This window comes from Megasphaera sp. DISK 18, from assembly GCF_001682955.1.
GTDB classification, from domain to species: domain Bacteria; phylum Bacillota; class Negativicutes; order Veillonellales; family Megasphaeraceae; genus Megasphaera; species Megasphaera massiliensis.
Genome location: NZ_LUGJ01000020.1, coordinates 1 through 23,747, shown reverse-complemented (window position 1 = coordinate 23,747; position 23,747 = coordinate 1). Strand labels below are relative to the sequence as shown.

Sequence of the window (23,747 nt, the reverse complement as noted above, 5' to 3'; positions counted from 1 at the left end):
GACTGCTCCGAAGAGACAGGGACCGGGCAGATCTGGCCAAGGAGGAAAATTTATTATGCGTAAAACTATTATTGCCGGTAACTGGAAAATGAATCATTTAGGCGCTGACGCCAAGGCTACGATTCAGGGCCTCGTTGAAAAAATGCCCAAAGACGTAAAAGCTGAAGTCGTCATTGCCCCTGTTTTCCCGTACCTTTCGACGACTGTTGAAATGACTAAGGGCACGGCCATCCATGTCGCTGCTCAGAATATGCATTGGGAAGAAAAGGGCGCCTTCACGGGCGAAGTTTCGCCGGCCATGCTCGTCGATATCGGCGTAACACACGTCATCCTCGGCCATTCGGAACGCCGGACCTACTTCAATGAAACCGATGAAACGGTCAACAAGAAGACGAAAGCAGCCCTCGCTCACAACTTGACACCGATCGTTTGCTGCGGCGAAACGCTGGAACAGCGCGAAGAAGGCATCATGCAGTCTTGGATCGAAGGCCAGATTGAAAATGCCCTCAAAGGCATTTCTGAAGCCGACATCAAGAACGTCGTCATCGCTTATGAACCGATCTGGGCTATCGGCACGGGTAAGACGGCCAGCGCTGCTCAGGCTGAAGAAGTCTGCGCCATTATCCGCAAAAAATTAGCTGCTCTCTACAGCGCAGCTGCAGCTGAAGACGTATCCGTCCTCTACGGCGGCAGCGTCAAAGGCGGCAACGTCGCTGAACTCACCGGTTCTGCCGACATTGACGGCGGCCTCGTTGGCGGCGCCAGCCTCAAAGCTGATGACTTCTTAGCCATCATCAACAATGCCGTTGTAAAATAAATTGAGCTCCATTTTCCCCCGCACCTCTCTTAGCACTTGTGCGGGGGTTTTTCTGTCTGTGGCCGGACTTTTGCATGACCGCCCCTACTTTGGTACAATAAAGACTAGGTGATGAAGGAGGTATTCATTTGAAATATATTTTATACGTCTTTTCCTTTTTGTGTATGGCCATCGGCGGCGGGGCTTGGTTCTTTTACGGACGAGCAGAGGGAGCTGTCGGCATCGTCCTGTCCCTCTATATTCTCTATCGACTGGAACGGCAGCCGCGTCAACTGGCATTGAAACTGACACGACGCAAGGGAAAGTCAGCCGGCCAATATGGTACATCTTTTGAAAAAGCCGTAGCTGATTTTAACCGCATGGAAGGCGAACGGTGGGGCTTGACCGACTCGGACCTTCAAGCGACGACCGCCAATATGCAGCATATTGCCCGCAATCTCCTCTACTATTTGAAACAATATCCGGAACGGATTCCCTTGGCCGAGCCTTTTATTAACTATTACCAGGACCGGGCCGTCTTTTTAGTCCACAAATATAAGCAGCTTACCATGACCGGTCTTAAGACGCAGAAGGTGGTTGCGACAAAGAAAAAGGTAAGGGACTTGCTCCTTCAGATGGATGCGGCCTATGAAAATCAATTTACAGAAGTCCTCCAGGGAGAACTTCAGGTCATTGATGGAGAAGTTGTGGCTATGACCCGCAATTTAGAAAATCGGGGAGTCTATCGCGACCCCGGTACCGGATCGAGTAGGGGCAGACAAAATGCCTTTTCACGGTGGAAACAGCGAGCTTCCAATCGCTTCGATGCCTATACGGACGGAACCTTTTCATCCATTACGCCGGAACTGCGCCATAAGATCAATGAAGAACGGCTGATTACGGCAGCCCTGGCCTTCTTTTTAGGTTCCTTCGGCATTCATCATTTTTATATGAAGCGAAATACCCGAGGCTATGTGTATGCCTTATTTTGCTGGACCTTCATCCCGGGATTTTTGGGAATTATCGAAGGAATGCGCTTTGCGAATATGACGACCGATGAATTTTATTACGCCTCGTACCTGCACAAATACCGAGCATAATTGACAATACTTTACAAAACATGTAATTGTGAAAACTATGTGTAAAATATATAGAGAAAAAGCATAGAATATGTTACTATCAGACGAGAGGGGCTAACTGTTCAGGCAGTATGCGAGTTTTTTTGATATGGAGTATCTAGCGTTTCTTGAGAATTTTTAGTTAAAAGGAGAACTCATGATACAAAAATACTTTTCCTACACCGGACGACTTAACAGACTGCGCTATTTTCTCAGAATTCTCGTCGTTATGATTCTTGCTTCTGTTTTAGGGACCTTATTGGCGCAAATTACTCCCTATTTGGCTTATCCTGTATCGGCGATTGCCACCGTCAGTGCCGTGATGCTGGGAATCCGCCGCTGCCACGATCTCAATCGAAGCGGTTGGTTTTACTTATTGATGTTTATCCCTATCATCGATTTCTTCGTGGCACTGTACTTGCTGTTTGCAGCAGGGACACCCGGTCCGAATCAATACGGAGCCGATCCCCTCGACAGCCAATTTGCCGGCTGATAAAGAAGCTTTCAGCAATTTATTCATGACATCTAATCTGTATCATCCATATCGATATCCATGGTGCCTTAGTCCCTGACAACCCATTTGAGATGTGAAGATAAACGCACAGAGACTGTGAAGTATCCGGCCTTTATGCGCTATTCAGACCGTAGCTGCCTTTGTTGCTGCTACGGTTTTTGTGTTCAGAAAGTTGGCATTTCGTGCAGGTATACTTTATGATAGAATCATAAAGTATACGTTGGAAAAAGTCTTTTGAGATGAAATAGTGAATTAAACTTTCTAAGTGCCGGAAGACATTATACATTTAGTTTTTATTAAGTAAGGAGGCGGTTATTGTGTCTTTGAATCGTTTGCGTGATTTGGCAGGAGCTAACAAAGGGGCCATTGGTACCTTTGTCAGTATGGGGAATATGTCGGAGGTGGAATGCCTCGGCTATACGGGTCTTGATTTTGTCATCATCGATACGGAACACGGTCCTTTTGATACAGAAACGATGATGAATCTTATCCGGGCTGCCGAACTGGTTCACCTCGTCCCTGTCGTGCGTCTGGCTAACGTCGATCATAGAGATATCCAGCGGGCGGCGGACTGCGGAGCCCAGGCTATCATCCTGCCTTGTCTGCGTGAGATCGACGACTTCAAGAAGGCCGTGGCCCTAGCAAAATACGCTCCCCTTGGACAGCGAGGCTTCATCAAAGGCCGGGGGACCGGTTTTGGCAGCGCCCCTTGGGCGGCGACGGAGACCTTAGAAGAATACTATGCCAACAGCAACGAACGCCTCCTGGTCATGCCGCAGTGCGAAACGAAAGAAGCCTTAGAACAAATCGAAGATATCGTTCAAATCGAGGGCCTGGACGGCATCTTCATCGGTCCTTACGATCTTTCGACCTGCCTCGGAATCCCGGGCCAATTTGAAAATCCCGGCTTTAAAGAAGCCCTCGATAGAATCCTAAAAGCCTGTCACGATGCCGAAAAACTCTGCTACATCTTTACCGGCACGACAGATCAGGCCAGGGAGTACATCGCCCAAGGCTACGACGGCGTCGCCCATAACCTCGACTTCAATATCCTCATCGAAGCCTATAAACAAGTCGTAGCGGATATACGCAAATAAGGCTGGAAGGAAACCATCGATTCAGTTTTCAAAAGGAGGAATGAGGGGAAGCGAGGGGATACGCTGAATACCCGCAGGCAATGTGAGACAAAACGTGATATAATTTCACATAAAAAGACGAGTACCTGATAACCGAAGTCATCAGGTACTCGTCTTTTTCCTATGTATAGAGAATTTGAGAAGGAAAGCGTGATTAGATTTCGACGTTGAAGTGTTTGAGAATCATTTTTTCAGCTTCGCCATTCCACAGGCCTTTATGGGCTTTGCAGCATTTGTCCAGTTCTAAGAAGAACGGGTCTTTTTCGCCGAGTTTGGCGAAGTCTTCAATAGCTGTCATGGGCATGTCGAACTGGGTATAGGCCAGTTTTTTGCCGCCCGGGATGTTGGGGAGGTTGAGCGTCGTTTCAGCGATGCTGTCGATGCCGCCGACGTGGGTTACCATGACGGCCGGGTCGATGATGCCTTTAGCTGCCAAGGTGTTGGCTTCGATGAGGTCATCGTTGTTGCCGCCGGTCGTGCCCATGATATGGGTGCTGGTGTAGTGGCAGTCGTAGAGGTTGATTTCAGCGCTGAAGTTTTTGTCCGTCGGGCCGGAGAAGAAGTTGAGGCATCCGTCGAAAGCTAAGAGGCGGCCTCCGAGTTCGGCGACGGCGCGGATTGGGGTGTAGACGAAGACGTCGTCATAGCCGTGGCCGTCGGTGAGGGCCATGAGGTCGTCATAAGCCGTGTCCATGTTGGACGTGTTGACGTAGATGAGTTCGACGCCGTGTTCGGCTGCGTATTCGGGGGATACGACTTCCTTGGCTCTGGCAAGGCGGGCATCGTTGATGTCGGTGACGACGATGCGTTTCGGTTTGTTTTTGTAGTTGATGCCGTAGCTGACAGCACCGAGGCCCATGGGGCCGCAGCCGCCTAGGATGATGATGTTGCCGCCTTCTTTGGTGCCCATAGCGTGGTCGTAGTTCTGTTTATTCGTATGGTAGTTGGCATGGTAGCCGCCGATGATGCAGCTCATGGGTTCGCCCAGGGAGGCTTCGAAGAAGCTTTCCCCTTCGTAAGGCATGAGGGCGCCTAATTCCATGACTTCGTGGGGGAAGATGCAGTACGTGGCATCGCCGCCGAAGAATTCGTAGGAGTACCCCGGGGAAGCCAGGCTGCCTTTGTAGTTCAAGGCCGGCTGCTGAGCAAAACGCATGCCCGGTTTGAACTGATCCTGCCATTTTTTACCGACTTTTACGATGACACCGGCAAATTCATGGCCTGTGATGATCGGGTTGGTATCGATGTTCTGCGGAGCTCGTTTGTGGTTCTTGCCCTGTTCAACGAGTTTGTATGTCGACATGCAGATGCTGTCGGTGATGATTTTTGCTAAAATTTCGTCGTCTTTAATTTCCGGGAGTTCAAATTCTTCTAAGCGTAAATCGCGGGTACCGTACATTCTGACTGCTTTTGTTTTCATGGTAAAATCCTCCTAAATAGGTAAGTAGCTGTAATTTTTTATATGAGTGACGAAGCTGTTTATGCTTCGAGGTTTGCAAAGGTGTTGAAGATGTCGTCGGCAGAGCTGTGGAGCAAGTCTTCGACGTCGTCTTCATCGGAACAGGTGATGGCGATATTGCTTAAAATATCGAGGTGTTCGTCACCGACACCGGCGATACCGATGACGAGTTTTACCGTTTCACCGCCCCAATCGGTGCCGTCCGGGAAGGTCATGACGACTAATCCGGATTTTTTGACTTCGCCCTTGCTGGCTTCAATGCCGTGAGGAATGGCGACGGCGTTTCCGATGGCTGTATTAAAGACTTCTTCTTTATCGAGCATAGCCTGGGTATATTTTTCGCTGGTATAGCCGTCCTCAGAGAAAATCTTTCCGATTTTCTTGATGATATCTTCTTTAGGCTGGGGCGGGCAGTTCAGGATGATGTTTTTCTTCTGTAAAATCGTATTCATAGAGAACGTCTCCTTTTATTTTTCGTTGCGGGCAGCAGCTAATTCATCGACGAGCATGCCGTATTCGGGAGCTGCCATAAAATTGGTAATCGTGATCAGACGAGCGTTGGGAGCACTGGCTTTAGCTCGGTCGGCCAGATCTTTGTGGCAAACGACGAGCTGGGCGTCGGCCGGAACTTCAGAAACCGATGCATGGCTGACGGTGATGTCGGTCAGTCCTGCTTTTTTGAATTTTTTTTGCAGGACAGCGGCGCCCATGGCGCTGGAACCCATGCCGGCATCGCAGGCGAAGACGACGTTGGTGATATGCTTCAAGTCGACAGCGGCTGTTGCCGTAGCCGGTGCATTCTTCGATTCGGCTTTCATGTCCTGCATCTTCTGCTGTGCTTCTTCGAGGGATTCACCCGATTTGGCATTGGACAATTTGATGATCGGCGATGCGATGAGGAAGGATACAACCGTTGCGATGACGATGCTTAAGATAACGGCAAAGGTTGAACCTTTGGGAGCCATGGCCAGGTAGGAAATGAGGCTGCCAGGAGCCGGCGGGCCGGAAAGGCCGAGGTCGAAAATCATGTTGTAGAACAGGGCTGCGACGCTGCCGCCGATGGTGGCTAAGAGCAGGGCCGGGTTCATGAGGATATAGGGAAAATAAATTTCGTGAATGCCGCCGAATACGTGGATGATCAAGGCACCGGGAGCCGATTGGCGGGTCATCTTGTCTTTGGCGAATAACCAGTAGGCCAAGAGGACGCCTGCGCCGGGGCCGGGGTTGGTTTCAATCATGTAGAAGATGGATTTGCCCGATTCAGCGACTTGTTCAGCACCGAGGGGAGTGAAGATCCCGTGGTTGATGGCGTTGTTGAGGAACAAGACTTTTGCCGGTTCCACGAAGAGCCCGATGAGGGGGAAGATGCCGGCCTGCAGCAGGAATTGGACGCCGGCCGTTAAGAAGGAGAGGATGACGCCCATGACCGGTCCGATCAGTTCGAAGCCGATGATGGCCATGATCATGCCTAAGATACCGACGGAGAAGTTATTGACCAGCATTTCAAAACCCGGTTTAATGTGACCGTCGACAGCGGCATCAAACTTTTTGATGACAAGGCCTGCCAGCGGGCCCATGACCATGGCACCTAAGAACATGGTGTACGTCGTACCGGTGATGACGCCGACTGTTGCGATGGCGCCCATGACGGCACCGCGAAGGCCGCCGACGATCTTGCCGCCTTGGAAGGCGATGAGTAAGGGCAGTGCATAGGTCAGGAACGGTCCGACCATTTTAGCTAACTGTTCATTTGGCAGCCAGCCACTGGGAATGAAGAGTGCCGTTATGAGACCCCAGGCGATGAAGGCGCCGATGTTCGGCATGACCATACTGCTGAGGAAGCGGCCGAAGGATTGTATTTTTGCTTTCATAGTAAGCCTCCAATTTGTAACCATAAATTCCATTGACGGAGCAGAACTCGGCACTCCGGACTGCGCTGTGCTGCTCTCTTGATGGTTACAGTATACCTTCCGTACATACTGAAATCAATTAAAAGTAATTTAACTTTGTCCGCATTCAACGTGACAACTATGAAGGAATCAGTACTGGCCTGGCGTAAGCCGCAGCTGCCGCCCCTTTCAATTGGTGGTATAATTAAGAAAAACGAAAGGGAGGAGATGAGAGAATGGCTCTTTCGGTCGTAATTATTGATCACGAGCCGCTCATGGCGGCACAATTAAAGAAATGCCTGTTAGCAGTGGATTCGGACATAACTGTCGTCGCTATTTGCTATGAAGGGGAACAAGCGGCAGCCTGCCTTCATGAATATAAACCGGATCTCGTCTTCTTGACGATTGAAATGCCCCGCATCGGCGGTCTTGCCATTGCCAAGGCCATTCAGGGCATGGAAGGAGACCGGCCGGATATCGTCTTCGTCACCGGTCAGCGCGATTTTGTGTCCCATACGCTGCGGCTGACGGCCCTGGACTATTTAGTCAAGCCCGTAACCGAAGGGGAAGTTGCTCAGGCCGTCCGAAAGTTCAGGGCCTTGCACATAAAAAAAGAACCTTCTCCGAGAGAAGATTCTTTGGCGGATACGTCGGCTGATGACGGGCCGATTTCTCTTCCGACGCGGCGGTTTTCCGTCGATGAGGGAGAGAAGATAAAGCTCATTGCCTGTGAGGATATCCGGTTGATTTATGCCGAAAAGCGCCGGACTTTTTTAGTGACCCTGGAAGGGAAAACCTATCCTACTCATTTCAGCCTGATCCAATTTGAGCAGCGGTTGCCGGCATCGGTGTTTTTTCGCTGTCACCGCAATTATATCGTCAATATCGATGAGGTCCGGCAAATCGAACCATGGTTCAATCATCAATACGTATTGATTCTTCAAGGGCAGGAAAAGGAACCGATTCCGGTGGGCCGCTCTTATATAAAAAAACTGAGACAATATATTTATTTATAATCCCAGGGCCTGAGCAAAATAGCCTTTTAAAATCCGCTGCAGATGGCAGCGGATTTTTTCTTCGTCATGGCCATAAACGGCCTGAGAAAAGGTGGAATCACTGACCATGGCACTGCTGATGGAGCCCAGGACGTCGGTGTGAAGACGGCTCTGTTCGTCCTGGGGCATGACCAGGAATAAAATCGTCGAGATGCCGTGAAAATACGGGTTAGTAAAGGTGTCTTTGTCAGGAACGGCCGTATAGAATAAGGCCTGATTTACCGCCGTCGTTCGGCAGTGGAGCAGGGCGAAGTCCTGTTCCGGGAAAATCTGGCTGTTCAGCCGTTCGCGTTTGATGATGGCATCAAACAGTTGGGCCGACTGTTCTTCATCTTCTACCGCCTCCGATGCCAGGGTGTGGACGGCTTCGGCAAAGGTAACGGCTGCCGGCAGTGTATATTGGCGATAAGCTCGCAGGATGTCGGCGATTTCTTTCGACAGAAGCTGCGTCTTATCCAAGACCGCTACGAAATCGTCTTCTTCCGGTTTATCGATGAAAACTCGTTTTTTGGGGACATGGGCGTACTCTTCGATTTTGCCGGTAATACGATGAAGTTCCGACGGCGAAATGAGGGGGGAGACGAAGAGTACGTCGGCGCCGGGAAGGGATATGGGCAGGCTGGAAACGAAGAAGTCCGTCTGTTTTAGAACTTCTTCCGTTACGGAATCACTGCCGTACGTCTGAAGCTGTACGTTTTTAGGAAGTTTATTTTGAAGACGGGTCATCATCAGTCGGGCAATGCCGAAGCCGCTGGCACAGACGATGCCGATGGAGACGCTGCGCGTAAACGCCTTGTTCCCCTTGAGTCGTTCTAAGGCGGCACCGAAATGAATGGTCAGATAGCCGACCTCATCGTCCGATACGGGGGTATCGAGAGACAGGGACAAGACGTTGGCTGCCCGCTTTGCTTTTTGAAAGACGTCGGCATATTCCTCCTTGATATCGTCGAGGAGGGGATTGATGATATTTAAATGGTGCTGAAGGCGGATGATGGTAGGCTGTAAGTGGACGAAGAGGCCTTGAAGAAACTCGTCGTCACAGCGAAGGTCGTAAGCTAAACGGGTATCGAAGGCTTCAATCATATCGTCGATGACGCGTAAGAGTTCCGACTCATCGACAGTACTGGGAAGATCCCAAAGATCGCTGTCTTGATACCGTATTTTCGCGCCTTTGATGTGAAGCAGGAGATACGAGGCTTCAATGGGCGGCATCGTAATCTGAAATTCCGCTTCCATGGCGGCCACGATTCGTCGTGCCAGGGCGGCGTCTTCGCTGTCTTCAAGGATGGGGACAACCTCTTCGTCCGTCTCGTCAGGCTGTCCCTTTGCAATGCGTTCGACGGCGATGGCGATGTGAATGATCAGTCCGATTTTAGCCGTGTCCGTAAATTGATCGATCTTTTTTTCGTCTAATTTCACGAGGACGTCGTAGACGCGCTGAATCGTATGGGTGTTCAGCAGCTGGTAGACGCCCTTATCGGTGACATGGGCCAAGGCTTTCGATAAGGATTCGTCGGCGTTTTGCAGGTCCTTGAAGGCGTCGGCACTCGTCGTTTCGCTGATGAAGCGGTGCATGGCTTCGCGGTAATCTTTTTCGCTGCCTGTGAGCAGGACACCGTAACCCTGTTTTTTCAGGACCTTTAAATTATTTTTCTCAAGCCAGGAAGATAAGGACTCTAAATCTGAAGCCGCCGTCGCTTCACTGACACCGAGCAGGGTGCTGTAATAGAGCAGTTTTTTCGGCATTCGGTCGCGTAAAAGCTCAAAGAGCAGGTAACGGCGCCGCGTATCTTTATCGCTGAAGTCCATGGCGGACGCATCAGAAAGGGCTTCGGCCAGATTTTTCTTATCAAGGGGCGACCCGTCTAAACGGATGCCGGCCCGTTTTTGGCGGACCAGTTTCAGCTTATACGAGGACAATGCTTTTTCGGTCCCTTCCAGTTCGCGTTGGACCGTTCGCTTGCTGATGCCGAGTTCGTCGGCCAGCTCCTGCTCGGAGAGGTAGTCCCGTTCTTTTAACAAGCGCCGCAGAATCTGCTGCATGCGAGGTGTAAAATCCATGTGCTCACCTCCTATAGGTTCATGGTTTCTCAATATATCTTCATTATAGTATAGCTCACAGCCATTATAGGGGCAATTTAAAGTAATTTAACTTTGTCCGCTTGAATGATGACAGCATCTTTGTAATGCATAGATTGCACTTGTATCGTTCAGAAAAAGGACTCCTTTTGTAGAATAAAGGGAGGCCATATGATATAATTTATTGTAAAGCCTTGTAAAGGTCATGAAAAAATCTCGTTAATTTTGAGAAGGCTTGTTTTTATCTATTCGATAAGGAGATCGATGATTATGGCATTCCACTTAAAGCCCAAGGAAGAAAAGTTTTTTTCGCTGTTGGACCAACATGCGGCACTAGGCCATGAGGCGGCTGAACTCTTGAGCCAGGCCATTAATGGTGAAATTTCGAAAGAAACGGCGTTGGAAAAAATTGATGCCTTGGCCGATCAGGCGGACGGGTTGGTCATGGAGACCATGAAGCGGCTGCAAAAGACATTCATTACCCCCATGGATCGGGAGGATATCCAGCAGATGATTGACCAGCTCGATGCGACGGTCGATAATATCAGTGAAATTATGGATAAGATGTGCATGTACCAGGTCGGAGAGGCCACGGACGGTGCCAAGGAAATGGCGACGATTGCGGCGAAGGCTATGAAGGAAATTCGCAAATCTATCGGGTATATGAAGGACCTCAAGAAAAATTATTTGAAGGTCGAAGCCAGGAGCAAGAAGGTCTTGAAACTGGAACAAGAATGCGATGATCTCTATCATGCAGAAATGGCCAGTCTGTTTAAAAACTGCAAGGATCCCGTCGAAATTATCAAGTGGAAAGAAATTCTTCAATCTGTTGAAGACGTAACCGATGAGTGCGAAGATCTTGTCGTTACCTTCAGAAGGGTCGTATTGAAATATGCCTGAGCATTGGTTAATTTGGGCCATCGTACTGTTGGCCGTTTTGTTTGATTATATTAATGGGTTTCACGATACGGCAAACGCCATCGCTACCAGCGTATCGACGCGGGCTATTTCCCCTCGCCATGCTATTATGATGGCCGCCTGCCTTAATTTTGCCGGTGCTATGATCAGTACCGGCGTCGCCAAGACGATTGGCGGCGATTTAGTTTTGAATCCGTCCGAAATCAGTTTGGACGTCATCGTAGCCGCCCTCATCGGTTCGATTATCTGGAATGTCCTTACCTGGTATTACCGCATACCGAGCAGTTCATCCCATTCGCTGATCGGCGGCGTCATCGGCGCTGTCTGTATCAGTGTCGGCCCGGCAGCCCTCGATACGGGCGGCATTGGAAAAATTATTTTATCCCTGATCTTATCGCCTGTCGTGGCCTTGGCTACGGGGTATTTTGTCATGATCGGCCTGTTATGGGTCGTTCGCCGCTATTCGCCGTTGGCTTTGAATCGTCAATTCCGCAAGATGCAGCTCCTGTCGGCAAGTCTAATGGCCTTTTCTCATGGCTCGAACGACGCCCAGAAAGCCATGGGGATCATCGCCTTGGCCCTTTTGTCCGGCGGTTATATCGATACCATGGAAATTCCGGTATGGGTCAAGATTGCCTGTGCGACGTCCATGGCTCTCGGTACGTCAGCCGGCGGCTGGCGCATCATTTCGACGATGGGAACCAAGATTTTTAAAATGGAATCGATCAACGGCTTTGCTGCCGACCTTAATTCGTCGATTGTCATCTTTACGGCAACCTTTCTCCATCTTCCGGTCAGTACGACTCATGTCGTTTCCGGGTCCATCATGGGGATTGGCTCGGCCGAACGCGTTCGTGCCGTTCACTGGGGGGTAGCACGCAGTATGCTCATCGCCTGGGTCGTCACCATTCCTATCAGTGCGGCCATGTCAGCAATTATCTTTAAAATCATTCAGCTCCTTTGAGAGACCGGCGAAGGCTGGCCGAAAGGATGCGATAGTATATGGAAAGCTCTCTCTTCGGCAGGCAGGGGAAATTATAAAATCTTGTCCTGTCTCAGAGAGAGTTTTTTTTATCCTCTAAGGTGAAGCGTGACGTGGGTGCCGGTATTTTGAGCTGCGAAATATGCTGCGGGAATGATGAATATGAAAACCAAAACTATACTTTTTTTGTCTTTTATTGTATAATAAGGATGAAAGATGTAAGGGGGTAGCATTATGAGATTGAATCAAGCTACGGACTATGCATTCCGCATGGTCCTTTATCTGTCAGGGCTCCCGGAAGGAACGAAAATTACCGGCGCAGCGCTGGCTGAAAAACAGAATATACCAGAACGTTTTTTGCTGAAAATCATGCGCAGCCTTACTAAGGCCGGCATCATGAAATCCTATCGCGGTGTGGAAGGCGGATTCGCCTTGCAGCGACTTCCCAAGGAAATCACGTTATTTGATGTCATCGAAGCCGTCGAAGGGCAGACGGAATTGCAGCGCTGCCTCAATGACATGGACTCGTGCAGTCGCGGCTGCAGCAATATGTGTTCCATTTATGCTGCCTTTGCCGATATTCAGCGTGATTTGGCGGCCAGACTGAAGTCCATTGATTTTGAAATGTTAGCCAAGCAGGAGGAAGAATTCCGCCTGGTACATCAAGGCATGACCAAGGAACAGGCAATGGCTGTTCCCGGTGAAGAATAGAGTATAAGATTCAGCTCATGAAGGGCCGTCCCTGATAAGGACGGCTCAGATTTGGCTGTCAAGAGGGCGTTTACGGACAGCCCTTTTTTTTATGCTTAAAATATTGTAAAATAAAAGTACCTATTTTATTTTTATCGTCTTATATATAGCCTGGAGTGAAGCCCTATGTACTTACCTTTTCAAGGTTTTATCAGCAGTTTTCGATTGCTGGACATATTGGATATTTTACTCGTCGCCTTTGTGCTCTATAAGTTATTCATCCTGATCCGCAATACGCGGGCCGTCGCGCTTATTAAGGGCCTCTTGGTCCTGGGCGTCGTTACCTTAGTCAGTAGAGTCCTCGACCTGCACGTCATAAACTGGATGCTGCAGCAGGGGATGACCGTCATTCTTGTCGCCCTTCCCGTCGTATTCCAGCCCGAATTGCGCCGGGCTTTGGAACAGATCGGGCGGGGCCGTTTATTCCGGTCCGGACAGGTCATCAGTATGGAAGAACTGGAACGGCTCATCGACGAAATCGTAGCTATCAGCGAGTCCTTATCAAAAACGCACACTGGGGCTCTTATCGTATTTGAACGCGAAGTCGGTCTTAATGACTATATTGACACCGGGGTTGCCATTGAAGGGCTCGTTTCACAAGAGCTCTTGGGCAATATTTTTATTCCTAATACGCCTCTTCACGACGGAGCTGTCATCATTCGGGAAAATCGCATTATGGCAGCCGGCTGCCTCCTTCCGCTGACCGCCGATCGGTCCTTGTCGACGGAATTGGGGACTCGCCACCGGGCGGCTATCGGCATCAGTGAACTGACCGATGCCGTCATTATCGTCGTCAGTGAAGAAACGGGATCCATTTCTTATACTTACGGCGGCCATATTTATCGCCATCTTGACGGCACCGCCCTGCGCAATGTCCTCAAGACATTTTTGACCCGGACACCTCAGGGCCTGGCGAATATCTTTAAATGGAGGCCCTAGTATGAACAAGATTGATAAAAATTGGCAGCTTAAAATCATCTGCTTTCTCCTGGCTATCGTCTTGTGGTTCGTCATCATCAACGAACAAAATCCGCTCAGTGAAGGGAGCTATACCGTTCCCATTACCGTGGAAAACCTCAATTCTCAATATATTACATCGAATGTACCCAAGACGGTTTATGTCCGCCTTTCGGGGCCGCGCAATACGATCATCAACGTAGGTCCTTCGGATATCAAGGCCTACATCGATTTATCCGACGTCCAGGAAGGGACGGTCGATGTGCCGATCCACGTCGAAATACCGAGCGGGACGGAACTGAAAAAACAAAGCATGACGTCGACGAAGATAACCGTCGATGTCTATACGGTCAAAGAATTTAAACTGACGCCCCATATCGTCGGCAACTTAGATGAAAAAGACTTTATCAGTGAACTGAAAATCGTTCCGGAAAAGGTTGTCGTCAGTGGTGCCCGCCGCCTGATCCAAGAGGTCAGCCAGGCCGTCATCGAAGTGCCGGTCAACCAGCGCAACAGTGATTTTGCCTTGATGGCGCCAATTCACTTGTACAGCGAAGACGGATCGCCTGTCGAGGGACTTGAAATGACGCCGTGGCAGAGTAATGTCAAAGTTTCCATCGGTCATGACGCCATGTCCAAAAGCGTTCCCTTAAACGTCAATATAACCGGTCAGACGGAAACTAAGACGGTGACGATTCAGCCGACGAGCGTCCAAATCAGGGGCTCTGCCGATACGCTGCGCAGTATCAGCTCCATCGATTTGCCGGACATTAATGTTGAAAATATGAAGGAAGAAAAGACCTGGAAGGTTATCATCCCGCCGGTAGACGGCATCAATATGTATCCCGATGAGGTCGAAGCCGTCCTCCATATCCGAAATGATGAGTAGAAAAGGAGAAACTTTGTGCTTAGAGTATTGAATATTCGCACGGCCGTACCCATGCAAAAGCCGTTGGAAGCGCTGATTGCTAAGAAACTTCGGTGCAGCCGCAGCGATATTTCCGGTATCTGCATTGTCCGCCGGGCCATCGATGCCCGACGGAAACCGCGAATCTATTTTGTGTTTACCGTCGACGTATCCTTTGTCGATGAAAAGAAGGTGTGGAAGCGCTGTCGTGATAATAAGGACGTGCGCCAAATTGCGGAAACGCCGGCGCCGGAAATCATCCCCGGCAGTGAATCATTGGCCAGCCGGCCTATCGTCATCGGCACGGGTCCGTCGGGACTGGCAGCTGCCTTGGCCCTGGCTGAACACGGGTATGCGCCGCTAGTCTTTGAACGGGGCTGTGACGTTGATACCCGGGCCAAAGATGTGGAAACCTTTTGGCGCGGCGGTCCCTTTAAACCGGAATCGAATGTCCAGTTTGGCGAGGGCGGTGCCGGAACGTTTTCTGATGGCAAACTGACGACGCGCATCAATCACCCCATGCTGCGGCAGATTTTACAGACCTTCGTCGATGCCGGAGCCCCGGAAGAAATCCTGTATGCCTATAATCCCCACGTGGGAACGGATGTTCTGCGGCGAGTCGTCAAGAACCTGCGCCATATGATCGAAGCCAAAGGCGGAGAAGTCCACTTTTCGAGCTGTGTCACGGCGATTGACCGCGATGAAATGGGACGGGTCAAGTCGGTAACGATCAATGGGAAGGATACCTACCCGGCCAGCGTCGTCGTCATGGGCGTAGGCCATAGTGCTCGCGATACGTATTATATGCTTCATGACCGAGGCGTCGTCCTGGAAAAGAAACCTTTTGCCGTCGGCGTGCGCATCGAACATTCGCAGGATGTCATCGACCGCGACCAATACGGCTGCCCGGCTGAGGAACTTGGTCTGGAACCGGCCGATTACGCCTTGGTCTACCACAGTCCCGACGGCCGGTCTTGCTATTCCTTCTGCATGTGTCCCGGCGGTGTCGTCGTCGGAGCGGCGTCAGAAGAAGGGCGGGTCGTCACCAACGGCATGAGTCTTTACAAGCGGGACAGCGGCATTGCTAACAGTGCCGTCGTGGTCAACGTTACGCCCGACGATATGGGCGGTGACGGGCCTTTGGCCGGCATCGAGTTTCAGCGTCGTTATGAAGAACTGGCCTATAAGGCCGGCGGGAGCAACTACCATGCACCGGCTCAGACTGTCGGCTCTTTCTTGAAACGGCCCGGTGCGGCGTCCGAGGGTGCTGTCCATACCTATCGTCCCGGCGTGACCTGGGCTGATTTGCACGACGTCCTGCCGGACTTTGTCACAGCGACACTGGCCGAGGCCTTGCCGTATTTTGGCCGGCGCCTTCACGGTTTTGACGATGACGACGTCGTCATGACCGGCGTCGAAACGAGGACCAGTGCCCCCGTTCGTATCGTTCGCGGTGACGACCGTATGGCTCTCGATACAGCCGGACTCTATCCGGTCGGTGAAGGAGCCGGTTATGCAGGCGGCATTATGAGCGCCTTTTTGGACGGCTTGGAAACGGCTGTCGAAATCATTCGTAAATATCAACCTTTGGAGGTAAAGTAAATGGCTAGATTGTTTGGAACAGATGGAGTGCGAGGCGTTGCTAACGACACGTTGACCCCGGAATTGGCATATCATTTGGGCAGAGCCGCTGCCTATATTTTTGGGCAGAATAAAGAACACCCGACCTTCCTCATCGGAAGGGATACTCGCCGTTCCGGCACCATGCTGGCCGATATCCTGGCAGCAGGCATCGCCTCTGCCGGTGGTGACTGCTATATGGCAGGCGTCATTCCGACTCCGGCCATTGCCTACCTGACAAGAACGCATCATATGGATGCCGGTGTTATGATTTCAGCGTCTCACAATCCGTTTGAATACAACGGGATAAAATTTTTCGACGGCTTCGGTTACAAGCTGCCGGATGAAATGGAAGATAAAATCGAAGAGTATATGTTGAAAGATGAACGGGCCGGCCTCCAGAGCCGTCCGACCGGGGCTGCCATCGGTACGATTTCTGCTTGGACCGACTTGCAGCAGGAATACGCCGACTTTATTTGTAAATCGACGGATATCGACCTTTCCGGTCTTAAAGTCGTTCATGACGGGGCCAACGGTTCGGCTTCCCTCTTAGGGCCGGAAATCCTCGAACGACTGGGGGCCGAAGTCATTGCCATCCATAATAAACCGAACGGCATCAACATCAATGAAAACTGTGGTTCTACCAACCTGGACAGTCTGAAAGAAACGGTCCTTAAATACGGTGCCGATATCGGCATTGCCAATGACGGGGACGCCGACCGCTGCCTGGCTGTCGACGAAAAGGGCCAGGATATGGACGGCGATCAGATTATGCTCCTTTGTGCCATGAAATTGAAGGCTGAAGGCCGCCTCAAACAAGATACCGTCGTCGGTACGGTCATGAGTAATATCGGTTTCCATAAAGCCCTGAAGGAAATGGGCTGCAAGACGGAAATCACGGCTGTCGGCGACCGCTATGTCTTGGAAAAAATGAGAAAAGACGGATATTCTCTCGGCGGGGAACAGTCGGGGCATATCATTTTCCTCGATTACAACACGACCGGTGACGGCCTGCTTACGGCCGTGCAGCTGCTGAGCATCATGAAACAGCAGAATAAACCCCTGTCGGAATTGGCTGCCCTCATGACCCGCTATCCTCAGATTTTGAAAAACGTTCGCGTTCAGACGAAATCGGGATGGGAAGACAACAACCTCATCATGGCCGCCATTTCTTCGGGCGAAGAAGAACTCGGCGATGAAGGCCGCATTCTTGTCCGTCCGTCAGGGACAGAACCCTTGATTCGTGTCATGGCAGAAGGACCGGACCTGGTACAATTGGAACGAATCGTCGATGATATCGCCGTTGTCGTCGAACATGAAATGGGGCCTTCTAAGTAGGTATTGACAAAATCTTGCAAATATATTAAAGTGTGGGAATGGAGTTCATTGAGCTCCATTCCTGTTTTTATATACAGGCGTTTGGAAATCCTTAACGTCATAATGGATAGCGCTAGTACCTGAACGATTCAGGTAGACGAGGTAGAGAAGTATCGAATTGTCAGCGGATGTCTCTCGGCACACCTTCAGTCGTCATATGATGGAAAATTACAGTGGTAACATTGTCGACAACTTCATCATAAGAAGGAAATAACTTTATATCAGGAGGATATAACTATGTGTGGTATTGTAGGTTACATCGGAGACAGAGAAGCGGCAGACTTTTTAATGGATGGTCTGGGCAAGCTGGAGTACCGCGGTTATGACTCGGCAGGCATTGCCGTCTATCATGACGGTGCTATTGCTATTCGCAAAAAAGCGGGTCGGCTGGCCAACTTGGCAGAAGAAGTCAAGAAACATCCCGTTACGGGTACGTCCGGCATCGGTCACACCCGTTGGGCAACGCACGGTGGCCCGTCGGATGTCAATGCCCATCCCCATTCGGATGAAAATGGCGATTTCGTCATCGTTCACAACGGGATCATTGAAAACTACATGGAATTGAAGGAAGGCCTGCTTAAAAAAGGGTACCACTTCCGTTCGGAAACGGATACGGAAGTCATTGCTCACCTTTGCAAAGACCTTTACGACGGTGATTTCACCCGGACGGTCCGCAAGGTTCTGACGCTCCTGCGCGGCTCCTATTCCTTGGTTTTCATGTGCAAATTTGAACCGGATAAAATCATTTGCACCAAAAAAGATAATCCGTTGATCGTCGGCCTGGGAGACGGGGAAAACTATATTGCCTCGGATATTCCGGCCATCCTCAGCTACACCCGTAAGACCTACATCATGAATGACGGCGAAATTGCCATCGTCATGAAGGACAAGGTTTGGGTGACCGATCTCGAAGGCAATCCGATTTCAAAGAAAGTCTTTGAAGTAAACTGGGATGCTGAAGCGGCTGAAAAAGGCGGCTTTGAACATTTCATGCTCAAAGAAATCTATGAACAGCCGAAGGCTATCAAGGATACGATGGGCCGCCGCATTGTAGATGGCGGAAAGCATGTTGCCTTTGACGAATTGAACTGGACGCCGGAAGATGTAAAATCTATCGACAAGATTTTGATCACGGCTTGTGGTACGGCCTATCATGCCGGTCTTTTGGCCAAGTATTTTATCGAAAAATTGGCCCGCATCCCCGTTGAAGTCGACATCGCATCGGAATATCGCTATCGCGATCCCTTAACTGACAGCAAGACGCTGTGCATCGTCGTCAGCCAGTCCGGTGAAACCATCGACACCATGGCAGCTCTTAAAGAAGCGAAACGCCGCGGTGCCCGTTCGTTGGCGATTACCAACGTCGTCGGATCGTCCATTTCTCGTGAAGCCGACCAGGTTGCGTACACACTGGCAGGCCCTGAAATCGCTGTCGCTTCGACGAAAGCTTACACGACACAGCTGGTAACCTTGCTCCTGTTGGCTCTCTACATGGGTCGCTTGAACGGCAAATTGCCGGCTGACCGCGAAGCAAAAATCTTAGCTCACCTGGAAAAACTTCCGGATCAGTGCCAGCAGATCTTTGATCAGGTCGACACGATCAAAGGTTTGTGCAGTGCCTTCAAGGATAAGGAAGACGTCTTCTTCATCGGCCGTTCCATGGACTACGGTTTGGCCATGGAAGGTGCTTTGAAATTAAAAGAAATTTCTTATATCCATGCTGAATCCTATGCCGGCGGTGAATTGAAACACGGTACACTGTCGCTTATCGAAGCCGGGGTTCCCGTCATTGCCTTGGCGACACAGGTCGAAGTCAAAGGCAAGATGATCAGCAATATTAAGGAAGTCAAAGCCCGTGATGCCTTTGTTGTCGGCATTGCTCAGGACGACGACACGGAAGTCGTCCATACTGTCGATACCTTGATCAAGGTTCCTGCTTCGGATGACTTCGTCGTTTCCATCCTGGCTATCGTTCCCTTGCAGCTGCTGGCTTATTATATCGCTGTCAGCCGCGGCAACGACGTCGACAAACCGCGTAACCTGGCTAAGAGTGTTACCGTAGAATAATTGTACAACTCAGTCTGTATAGAGGAGCTGCCTTTCGGGGCGGCTCCTTTTTGTCGTTTCTGGCGGCGCTTTGGCGGCTAAATACGACGCTTCGTGTCTTAAGGCAAGCAAAGGTCTTATTTTTGTTCTATACTATACTTAACCAATGGACTGTGTGTTGAAAGATGTGAGGTGTTGTCCTATGTCGCGCTTTATTAATAATTTGAAACGCCGCGTTTCCAAGGAACAAAAGAAGATCGTCCTGCCGGAATCGGAAAGCCGTAGGATTCTGCAGGCAGCAGAACGGGTCCAGGCCGAAGGCTTTGCCCGGCCGATTCTGATCGGACGACCGCAGAGCATCGTCGAAGTCGCTTCCGAGTATCAAATCGATATGGACGGCATCGAAATCATCGATCCGGAAACGTATCCTATGCTGGATACCTTTTGCGAATATTATGCAAAGCGGCGGGCGAAAAAGGGGATGACCGTTGCTGAGGCGCGGAAAGTCCTTTTGACGAATTATATTTTCTTTGCCGCTTGTCTCGTCGTCTTTGATATCGCTGACGGCATGGTAGCCGGCGCCGTTGCCACGTCATCAGAAGTCATTCGGGCAGCCCTGCAGGTCATCGGACCGCATCCGGGCCTGTCGACGGTGAGCAGTTCTTTCATCATGATTACCGATAAGCCGCAGTTTGGCGACGACGGCATCTTTGTCATCGGCGACTGCAGTGTCGTCATTGAACCGACGCCGCAGCAATTGGCCGATATTGCCATCAGTTGTGTAGAACGGGCACGCCGGACGGCGCAGACCCTCGATCCGAAAGTGGCTTTTCTGTCGTATTCGACGATGGGCAGTGGTGCCGGCGAAGAAGTAGAACGCGTCCGTGAGGCCGTCCGTCTCTTGCGGGACCGCAACGTTGATTTTGAGTTTGACGGCGAGATGCAGGCCGATGCGGCTCTCGTACCGCGGATTGCCCGTCAGAAGGCGCCCGGTTCTCCCGTTGCCGGTCAAGCCAATGTCCTTGTATTTCCCAATCTCGTTTCGGGCAATATTTGTTATAAAGTTTTAGAACACCTGTCCGGTGCCACGGCGCTGGGGCCGCTCCTCCAAGGTCTTGCCAAGCCGGTCATGGATCTGTCCCGCGGTTGTACGGCTGAAGGCATTACGGATGTCATTGCTATCTGCTGCAGCGATGCCATTTACATGCAGGCTGAAAAGAAACGAGACATGGCCTTTACCAGCCGATTTGAACAACTCGACAGCCGAGTCGCCGTTGAAAACCGCAATATCTCGATTCAGTTTAATCCGGAAAAATGCCGAAACTGTACCCTCTGTCGCCGTCGCTGCGCTGAAGTCATGTCTATGACGGGGTATTACTCGTTAGAAAGTACGGGGGATATCCCTATCTGTGTCCACTGCGGCCAGTGCTCGCTGACCTGCATGTTTGGAGCGACGACGACCGTTTCTCAGCGGGCTGAGATTCAAAAAGCTATCGATGATCCGGACAAGGTCGTCGTATTTCAAACGTCGTCGGCCGTCGGCGTGGCCCTTGGCGATGCCTTCGGGAAAGACTTTGGCGACAATGTGGAAGGGAAAATAATAGCGGCCCTGCGCCGGCTCGGCGGAAATTACGTTTTTGACACTAATTTTGGGGCCGATTTAGCTATTATAGAAGAAGCATCGGAACTTCTGCATCGTATGGATCATAAGAAAGAACTGTTGCCGCAGTTCACCAGTGCCTGTCCGTCATGGGTCGAATTTACAGAAATCTTTTTCCCAGAGTTGATTCCGCACTTGTCGACGGGCCGGAGCCCGAGCAGTATGCTCAGTCCGATGATTAAAACGTATTTCGCCAAGCGCATGCACATTGATCCCTCCAAACTAGTCATTGTCTCGGTGACGCCATGTACGGCAAAGAAGGCGGAAATATCCAGGCCGGAACAAAATGCTGCCGGCCGTTATTGGCAGCAGACGGACATGCGCGACACGGATTACTGTATTACGACGCGGGAGCTGGCGTCGTGGATCAAAGAAAAACAAATCGACTTTGACAATCTTGAAAATGCTGTCTGCGATACGGTCTTTGGCGAATCGTCCGGCGGCGGGGAACTCTTTGGCAACAGCGGCGGATTGATGGAAGCGGTCCTTCGTACCCTCGTTTACTTGAAGACGAATAAACCGGCAGAGGATGATTTTCTCCGCTTTGAAGATGTGCGCGGACTGGAAGGTGTCAAGGAAGCGGCCCTAACTCTTGATAACGACATCATCCGTGTCGTTGCCGTCAGCGGACTGGCCAATGCCCGTCGGTTCATCAATTTGATGGAAGAAAAGCATTCGTGGAAAAAATATGCCTTAATTGAAGTCATGGCCTGTCCAGGCGGCTGCATTGGCGGGGGCGGTCAGCCACGGACTCCGTTGCCTCTTGAAATTCCGGCTAAGCGTGCCCGCATTGAAGCGCTCTATCAGCTGGATGCCCAAAAGCCGATTCGGGCCAGCTGGGAAAATAAGGAACTACAGACATTATATGCGAAATTCTTGGGAGAGCCCGGCAGCGATTTGTCCGAAGCGCTGCTTCACACGCAGTACATCAATAAACATTACCTTCTGGGAAAGGAAGACAAGGTTCAGCCCATTCTCAAATAAACGTAAGGCTATCCTGTGAAGCCCATACAGCCCTCTCCGCTATCGGAAAGGGCTGTATGGGCTTTCGTCCTTGCTTTCTTCGTCATCTCTTCTTATAATTAAATCAATACACTTGATGCGGAAGGGATATGTATGAATCGGTATATGACGTCTTTGAAGCGGCGGGCAGCTTCAAAACCACAAAAAATCGTTCTGCCTGAAAGCGGCGACCTTCGTATGCTGCAGGCTGCTGATCGGATTTTGGCAGACGGATTGGCCGTTCCGGTACTGATTGGAAAACGACAGGATATCCAGGAATTGGCCTTTCGATATCAATTGGACTTAGAGGGGGCTGAATTGATATATCCGAAAGAACATACGCATTTCGAAAGTTTTGCGAAAAAATATGCCCGGATGCGGCGAGCATCCGGAATGACTATGGAAGAAAGCCGGCGCTTTTTACGGATGCCCCTCTATTTTGGCGCCTTTATGGTTGCTTCCGGCGAGGCGGCCGGCATGGTTGCCGGATTGGAAACGCCGGCGCCGGACGTGCTTCATGCGGCTTTGCAAATTATCGGTCCCCGCAAGGGAATCGATACGGTCAGCAGTTCTTTTATTCTTTTGACGGACATGCTGCAGTTTGGTCATGATGGTGTTTTAGTTGCCGGAGATGGTGACGTCATCCCGACGCCGGATGAATACCAACTGGCAGACATTGCCTGCAGCTGTGTGGACCGGGCACGTCGGACACTGAAGATTGATTCACCTAAGGTAGCCTTCTTATCGTATTCGACGATGGGGAGCGAGCGGGGCCGCGGCGCCGATACGGTGCGCAAAGCCGTTCAGATTTTAAGTGACCGCAACGTCGATTTCCTTTTTGACGGTGAAATGGAAGTAGATATCGCGCTGATTCCATCCTATGCCAAAGCGTGGGCGCCGCGTTCTCCCGTAGCCGGTAAGGCCGATGTCCTCGTCTTTCCCGACTTAAATACGGGGAATATTTGCTGTAAGATGTTGGAACACGTTGCCGGCGTGACCGTTTTGGGACCCCTTCTGCAAGGGTTGGCCAAACCGGTCATGGATCTGTCACGGGCCTCGACGGTAGAAACCATCGTCAACACCATAACCGTTTGCTGCTGCGATGCCTTAGATGAAACGGTATAGGCTATTTTAAAAAATAGTGTACAAAATAAGACAATCTGTCTTGACAACCTATATATACCATAGTATACTTAAGAAGTTGTGAGGGAAAATCCTTCCATGCCGGCTGAGACAACAGCCGATTCTTTTGAAAGTTCTTCAAAAGAATGCTTGACAAGCTCCTTCGAGTTTGGTAAGATAAACAAGTCGTCGCTACGGCGACACGATGACCTTTGAAAACTGAACAATGATTGAATGAACGCCAGTAAATGAATCTTTGGATTTGTTTATGCCGAGTTTTACTCGGGAGTGCAGGTCATTTTCGTAAGAAAATAACCGAATCAATTCAAACGTCCGGCTTTGCCGGACACCAAAAACAAT

At 50.5% G+C, this 23,747-nt stretch carries 19 protein-coding genes; 15 read left to right on the top strand and 4 right to left on the bottom strand.

The window, feature by feature from the left end:
- The first annotated feature begins 55 nt into the window (after window positions 1–55).
- The 4 genes from tpiA to A0U42_RS04740 all read left to right on the top strand — a co-directional run bounded on the left by tpiA (window position 56) and on the right by A0U42_RS04740 (window position 3,525).
- Window positions 56–817 (top strand): triose-phosphate isomerase, encoded by a 762-nt coding sequence (gene tpiA / locus A0U42_RS04755; protein ID WP_065360078.1) that lies wholly within the window; start codon window positions 56–58, stop codon window positions 815–817.
- A 128-nt stretch (window positions 818–945) separates the two neighbouring features.
- Window positions 946–1,896, top strand: a complete 951-nt coding sequence (locus tag A0U42_RS04750; protein WP_065360077.1) for a 5-bromo-4-chloroindolyl phosphate hydrolysis family protein — start codon at window positions 946–948, stop codon at window positions 1,894–1,896.
- 175 nt (window positions 1,897–2,071) lie between these two features.
- The gene (locus tag A0U42_RS04745) at window positions 2,072–2,407 is read left to right on the top strand and encodes a DUF805 domain-containing protein (RefSeq protein ID WP_065360076.1); all 336 of its coding nucleotides are present in this window, start codon (window positions 2,072–2,074) and stop codon (window positions 2,405–2,407) included.
- 338 nt (window positions 2,408–2,745) lie between these two features.
- On the top strand, window positions 2,746–3,525 hold the full coding sequence (locus A0U42_RS04740) for an HpcH/HpaI aldolase/citrate lyase family protein (RefSeq protein ID WP_083122308.1): 780 nt from the start codon (window positions 2,746–2,748) through the stop codon (window positions 3,523–3,525).
- 193 nt (window positions 3,526–3,718) lie between these two features.
- On the opposite strand, the gene A0U42_RS04735 is transcribed toward A0U42_RS04740, so the two are convergent.
- From A0U42_RS04735 to A0U42_RS04725, 3 genes are read right to left on the bottom strand one after another with little or no spacing between them, the layout of a single operon-like run.
- Window positions 3,719–4,984 (bottom strand): zinc-binding dehydrogenase, encoded by a 1,266-nt coding sequence (locus tag A0U42_RS04735; protein ID WP_065360075.1) that lies wholly within the window; start codon window positions 4,982–4,984, stop codon window positions 3,719–3,721.
- Between the two features lie 59 nt (window positions 4,985–5,043).
- On the bottom strand, window positions 5,044–5,475 hold the full coding sequence (locus A0U42_RS04730; protein WP_044505116.1) for a PTS sugar transporter subunit IIA: 432 nt from the start codon (window positions 5,473–5,475) through the stop codon (window positions 5,044–5,046).
- Between the two features lie 15 nt (window positions 5,476–5,490).
- Window positions 5,491–6,894, bottom strand: a complete 1,404-nt coding sequence (locus A0U42_RS04725) for a PTS mannitol transporter subunit IICB (RefSeq protein ID WP_065360074.1) — start codon at window positions 6,892–6,894, stop codon at window positions 5,491–5,493.
- A gap of 254 nt (window positions 6,895–7,148) precedes the next feature.
- Between A0U42_RS04725 and A0U42_RS04720 the strand changes: the two genes are divergently transcribed.
- Entirely contained in the window at window positions 7,149–7,928 is a 780-nt protein-coding gene (locus tag A0U42_RS04720) for a LytTR family DNA-binding domain-containing protein (protein WP_065360073.1), read from the top strand.
- Here the strand turns inward: A0U42_RS04720 and A0U42_RS04715 are convergent.
- Window positions 7,923–10,028: a transcription antiterminator gene (locus tag A0U42_RS04715; RefSeq protein WP_065360072.1), complete on the bottom strand. Its 2,106-nt coding sequence runs from the start codon at window positions 10,026–10,028 to the stop codon at window positions 7,923–7,925. The genes A0U42_RS04720 and A0U42_RS04715 overlap by 6 nt on opposite strands.
- Window positions 10,029–10,316: 288 nt before the next feature.
- Here A0U42_RS04715 and A0U42_RS04710 point away from each other — a divergent pair, with 288 nt between their 5' ends.
- The 10 genes from A0U42_RS04710 (at window position 10,317) to A0U42_RS04665 (ending at window position 23,390) form a co-directional block, all read left to right on the top strand.
- Window positions 10,317–10,946, top strand: coding sequence for a DUF47 domain-containing protein (locus A0U42_RS04710; RefSeq protein WP_044505111.1), 630 nt, complete (start codon window positions 10,317–10,319; stop codon window positions 10,944–10,946).
- Entirely contained in the window at window positions 10,939–11,928 is a 990-nt protein-coding gene (locus tag A0U42_RS04705; protein ID WP_044505110.1) for an inorganic phosphate transporter, read from the top strand. Before A0U42_RS04710 ends, A0U42_RS04705 begins: the two co-directional genes overlap by 8 nt.
- Before the next feature lie 252 nt (window positions 11,929–12,180).
- Window positions 12,181–12,657, top strand: coding sequence for an Rrf2 family transcriptional regulator (locus tag A0U42_RS04700; RefSeq protein ID WP_065360071.1), 477 nt, complete (start codon window positions 12,181–12,183; stop codon window positions 12,655–12,657).
- 165 nt (window positions 12,658–12,822) lie between these two features.
- Window positions 12,823–13,635: a diadenylate cyclase CdaA gene (cdaA, locus tag A0U42_RS04695; protein ID WP_044505108.1), complete on the top strand. Its 813-nt coding sequence runs from the start codon at window positions 12,823–12,825 to the stop codon at window positions 13,633–13,635.
- A 1-nt stretch (window position 13,636) separates the two neighbouring features.
- On the top strand, window positions 13,637–14,542 hold the full coding sequence (locus tag A0U42_RS04690; protein WP_065360070.1) for a YbbR-like domain-containing protein: 906 nt from the start codon (window positions 13,637–13,639) through the stop codon (window positions 14,540–14,542).
- A gap of 15 nt (window positions 14,543–14,557) precedes the next feature.
- Window positions 14,558–16,162 carry an NAD(P)/FAD-dependent oxidoreductase gene (locus tag A0U42_RS04685; protein WP_065360069.1) on the top strand — a complete coding sequence of 535 codons (1,605 nt, stop codon included), beginning with the start codon at window positions 14,558–14,560 and terminating at the stop codon, window positions 16,160–16,162.
- Complete coding sequence (gene glmM / locus A0U42_RS04680; RefSeq protein WP_044505105.1) at window positions 16,163–17,518, top strand: phosphoglucosamine mutase; 1,356 nt, start codon at window positions 16,163–16,165, stop codon at window positions 17,516–17,518.
- 276 nt (window positions 17,519–17,794) lie between these two features.
- Window positions 17,795–19,624: a glutamine--fructose-6-phosphate transaminase (isomerizing) gene (gene glmS / locus A0U42_RS04675; protein WP_065360068.1), complete on the top strand. Its 1,830-nt coding sequence runs from the start codon at window positions 17,795–17,797 to the stop codon at window positions 19,622–19,624.
- 181 nt (window positions 19,625–19,805) lie between these two features.
- Window positions 19,806–22,247 carry a phosphate acetyltransferase gene (gene pta, locus A0U42_RS11890; RefSeq protein WP_083122299.1) on the top strand — a complete coding sequence of 814 codons (2,442 nt, stop codon included), beginning with the start codon at window positions 19,806–19,808 and terminating at the stop codon, window positions 22,245–22,247.
- 132 nt (window positions 22,248–22,379) lie between these two features.
- Window positions 22,380–23,390, top strand: a complete 1,011-nt coding sequence (locus A0U42_RS04665; RefSeq protein ID WP_065360067.1) for a phosphate acyltransferase — start codon at window positions 22,380–22,382, stop codon at window positions 23,388–23,390.
- The last annotated feature ends 357 nt before the right edge of the window (window positions 23,391–23,747 follow it).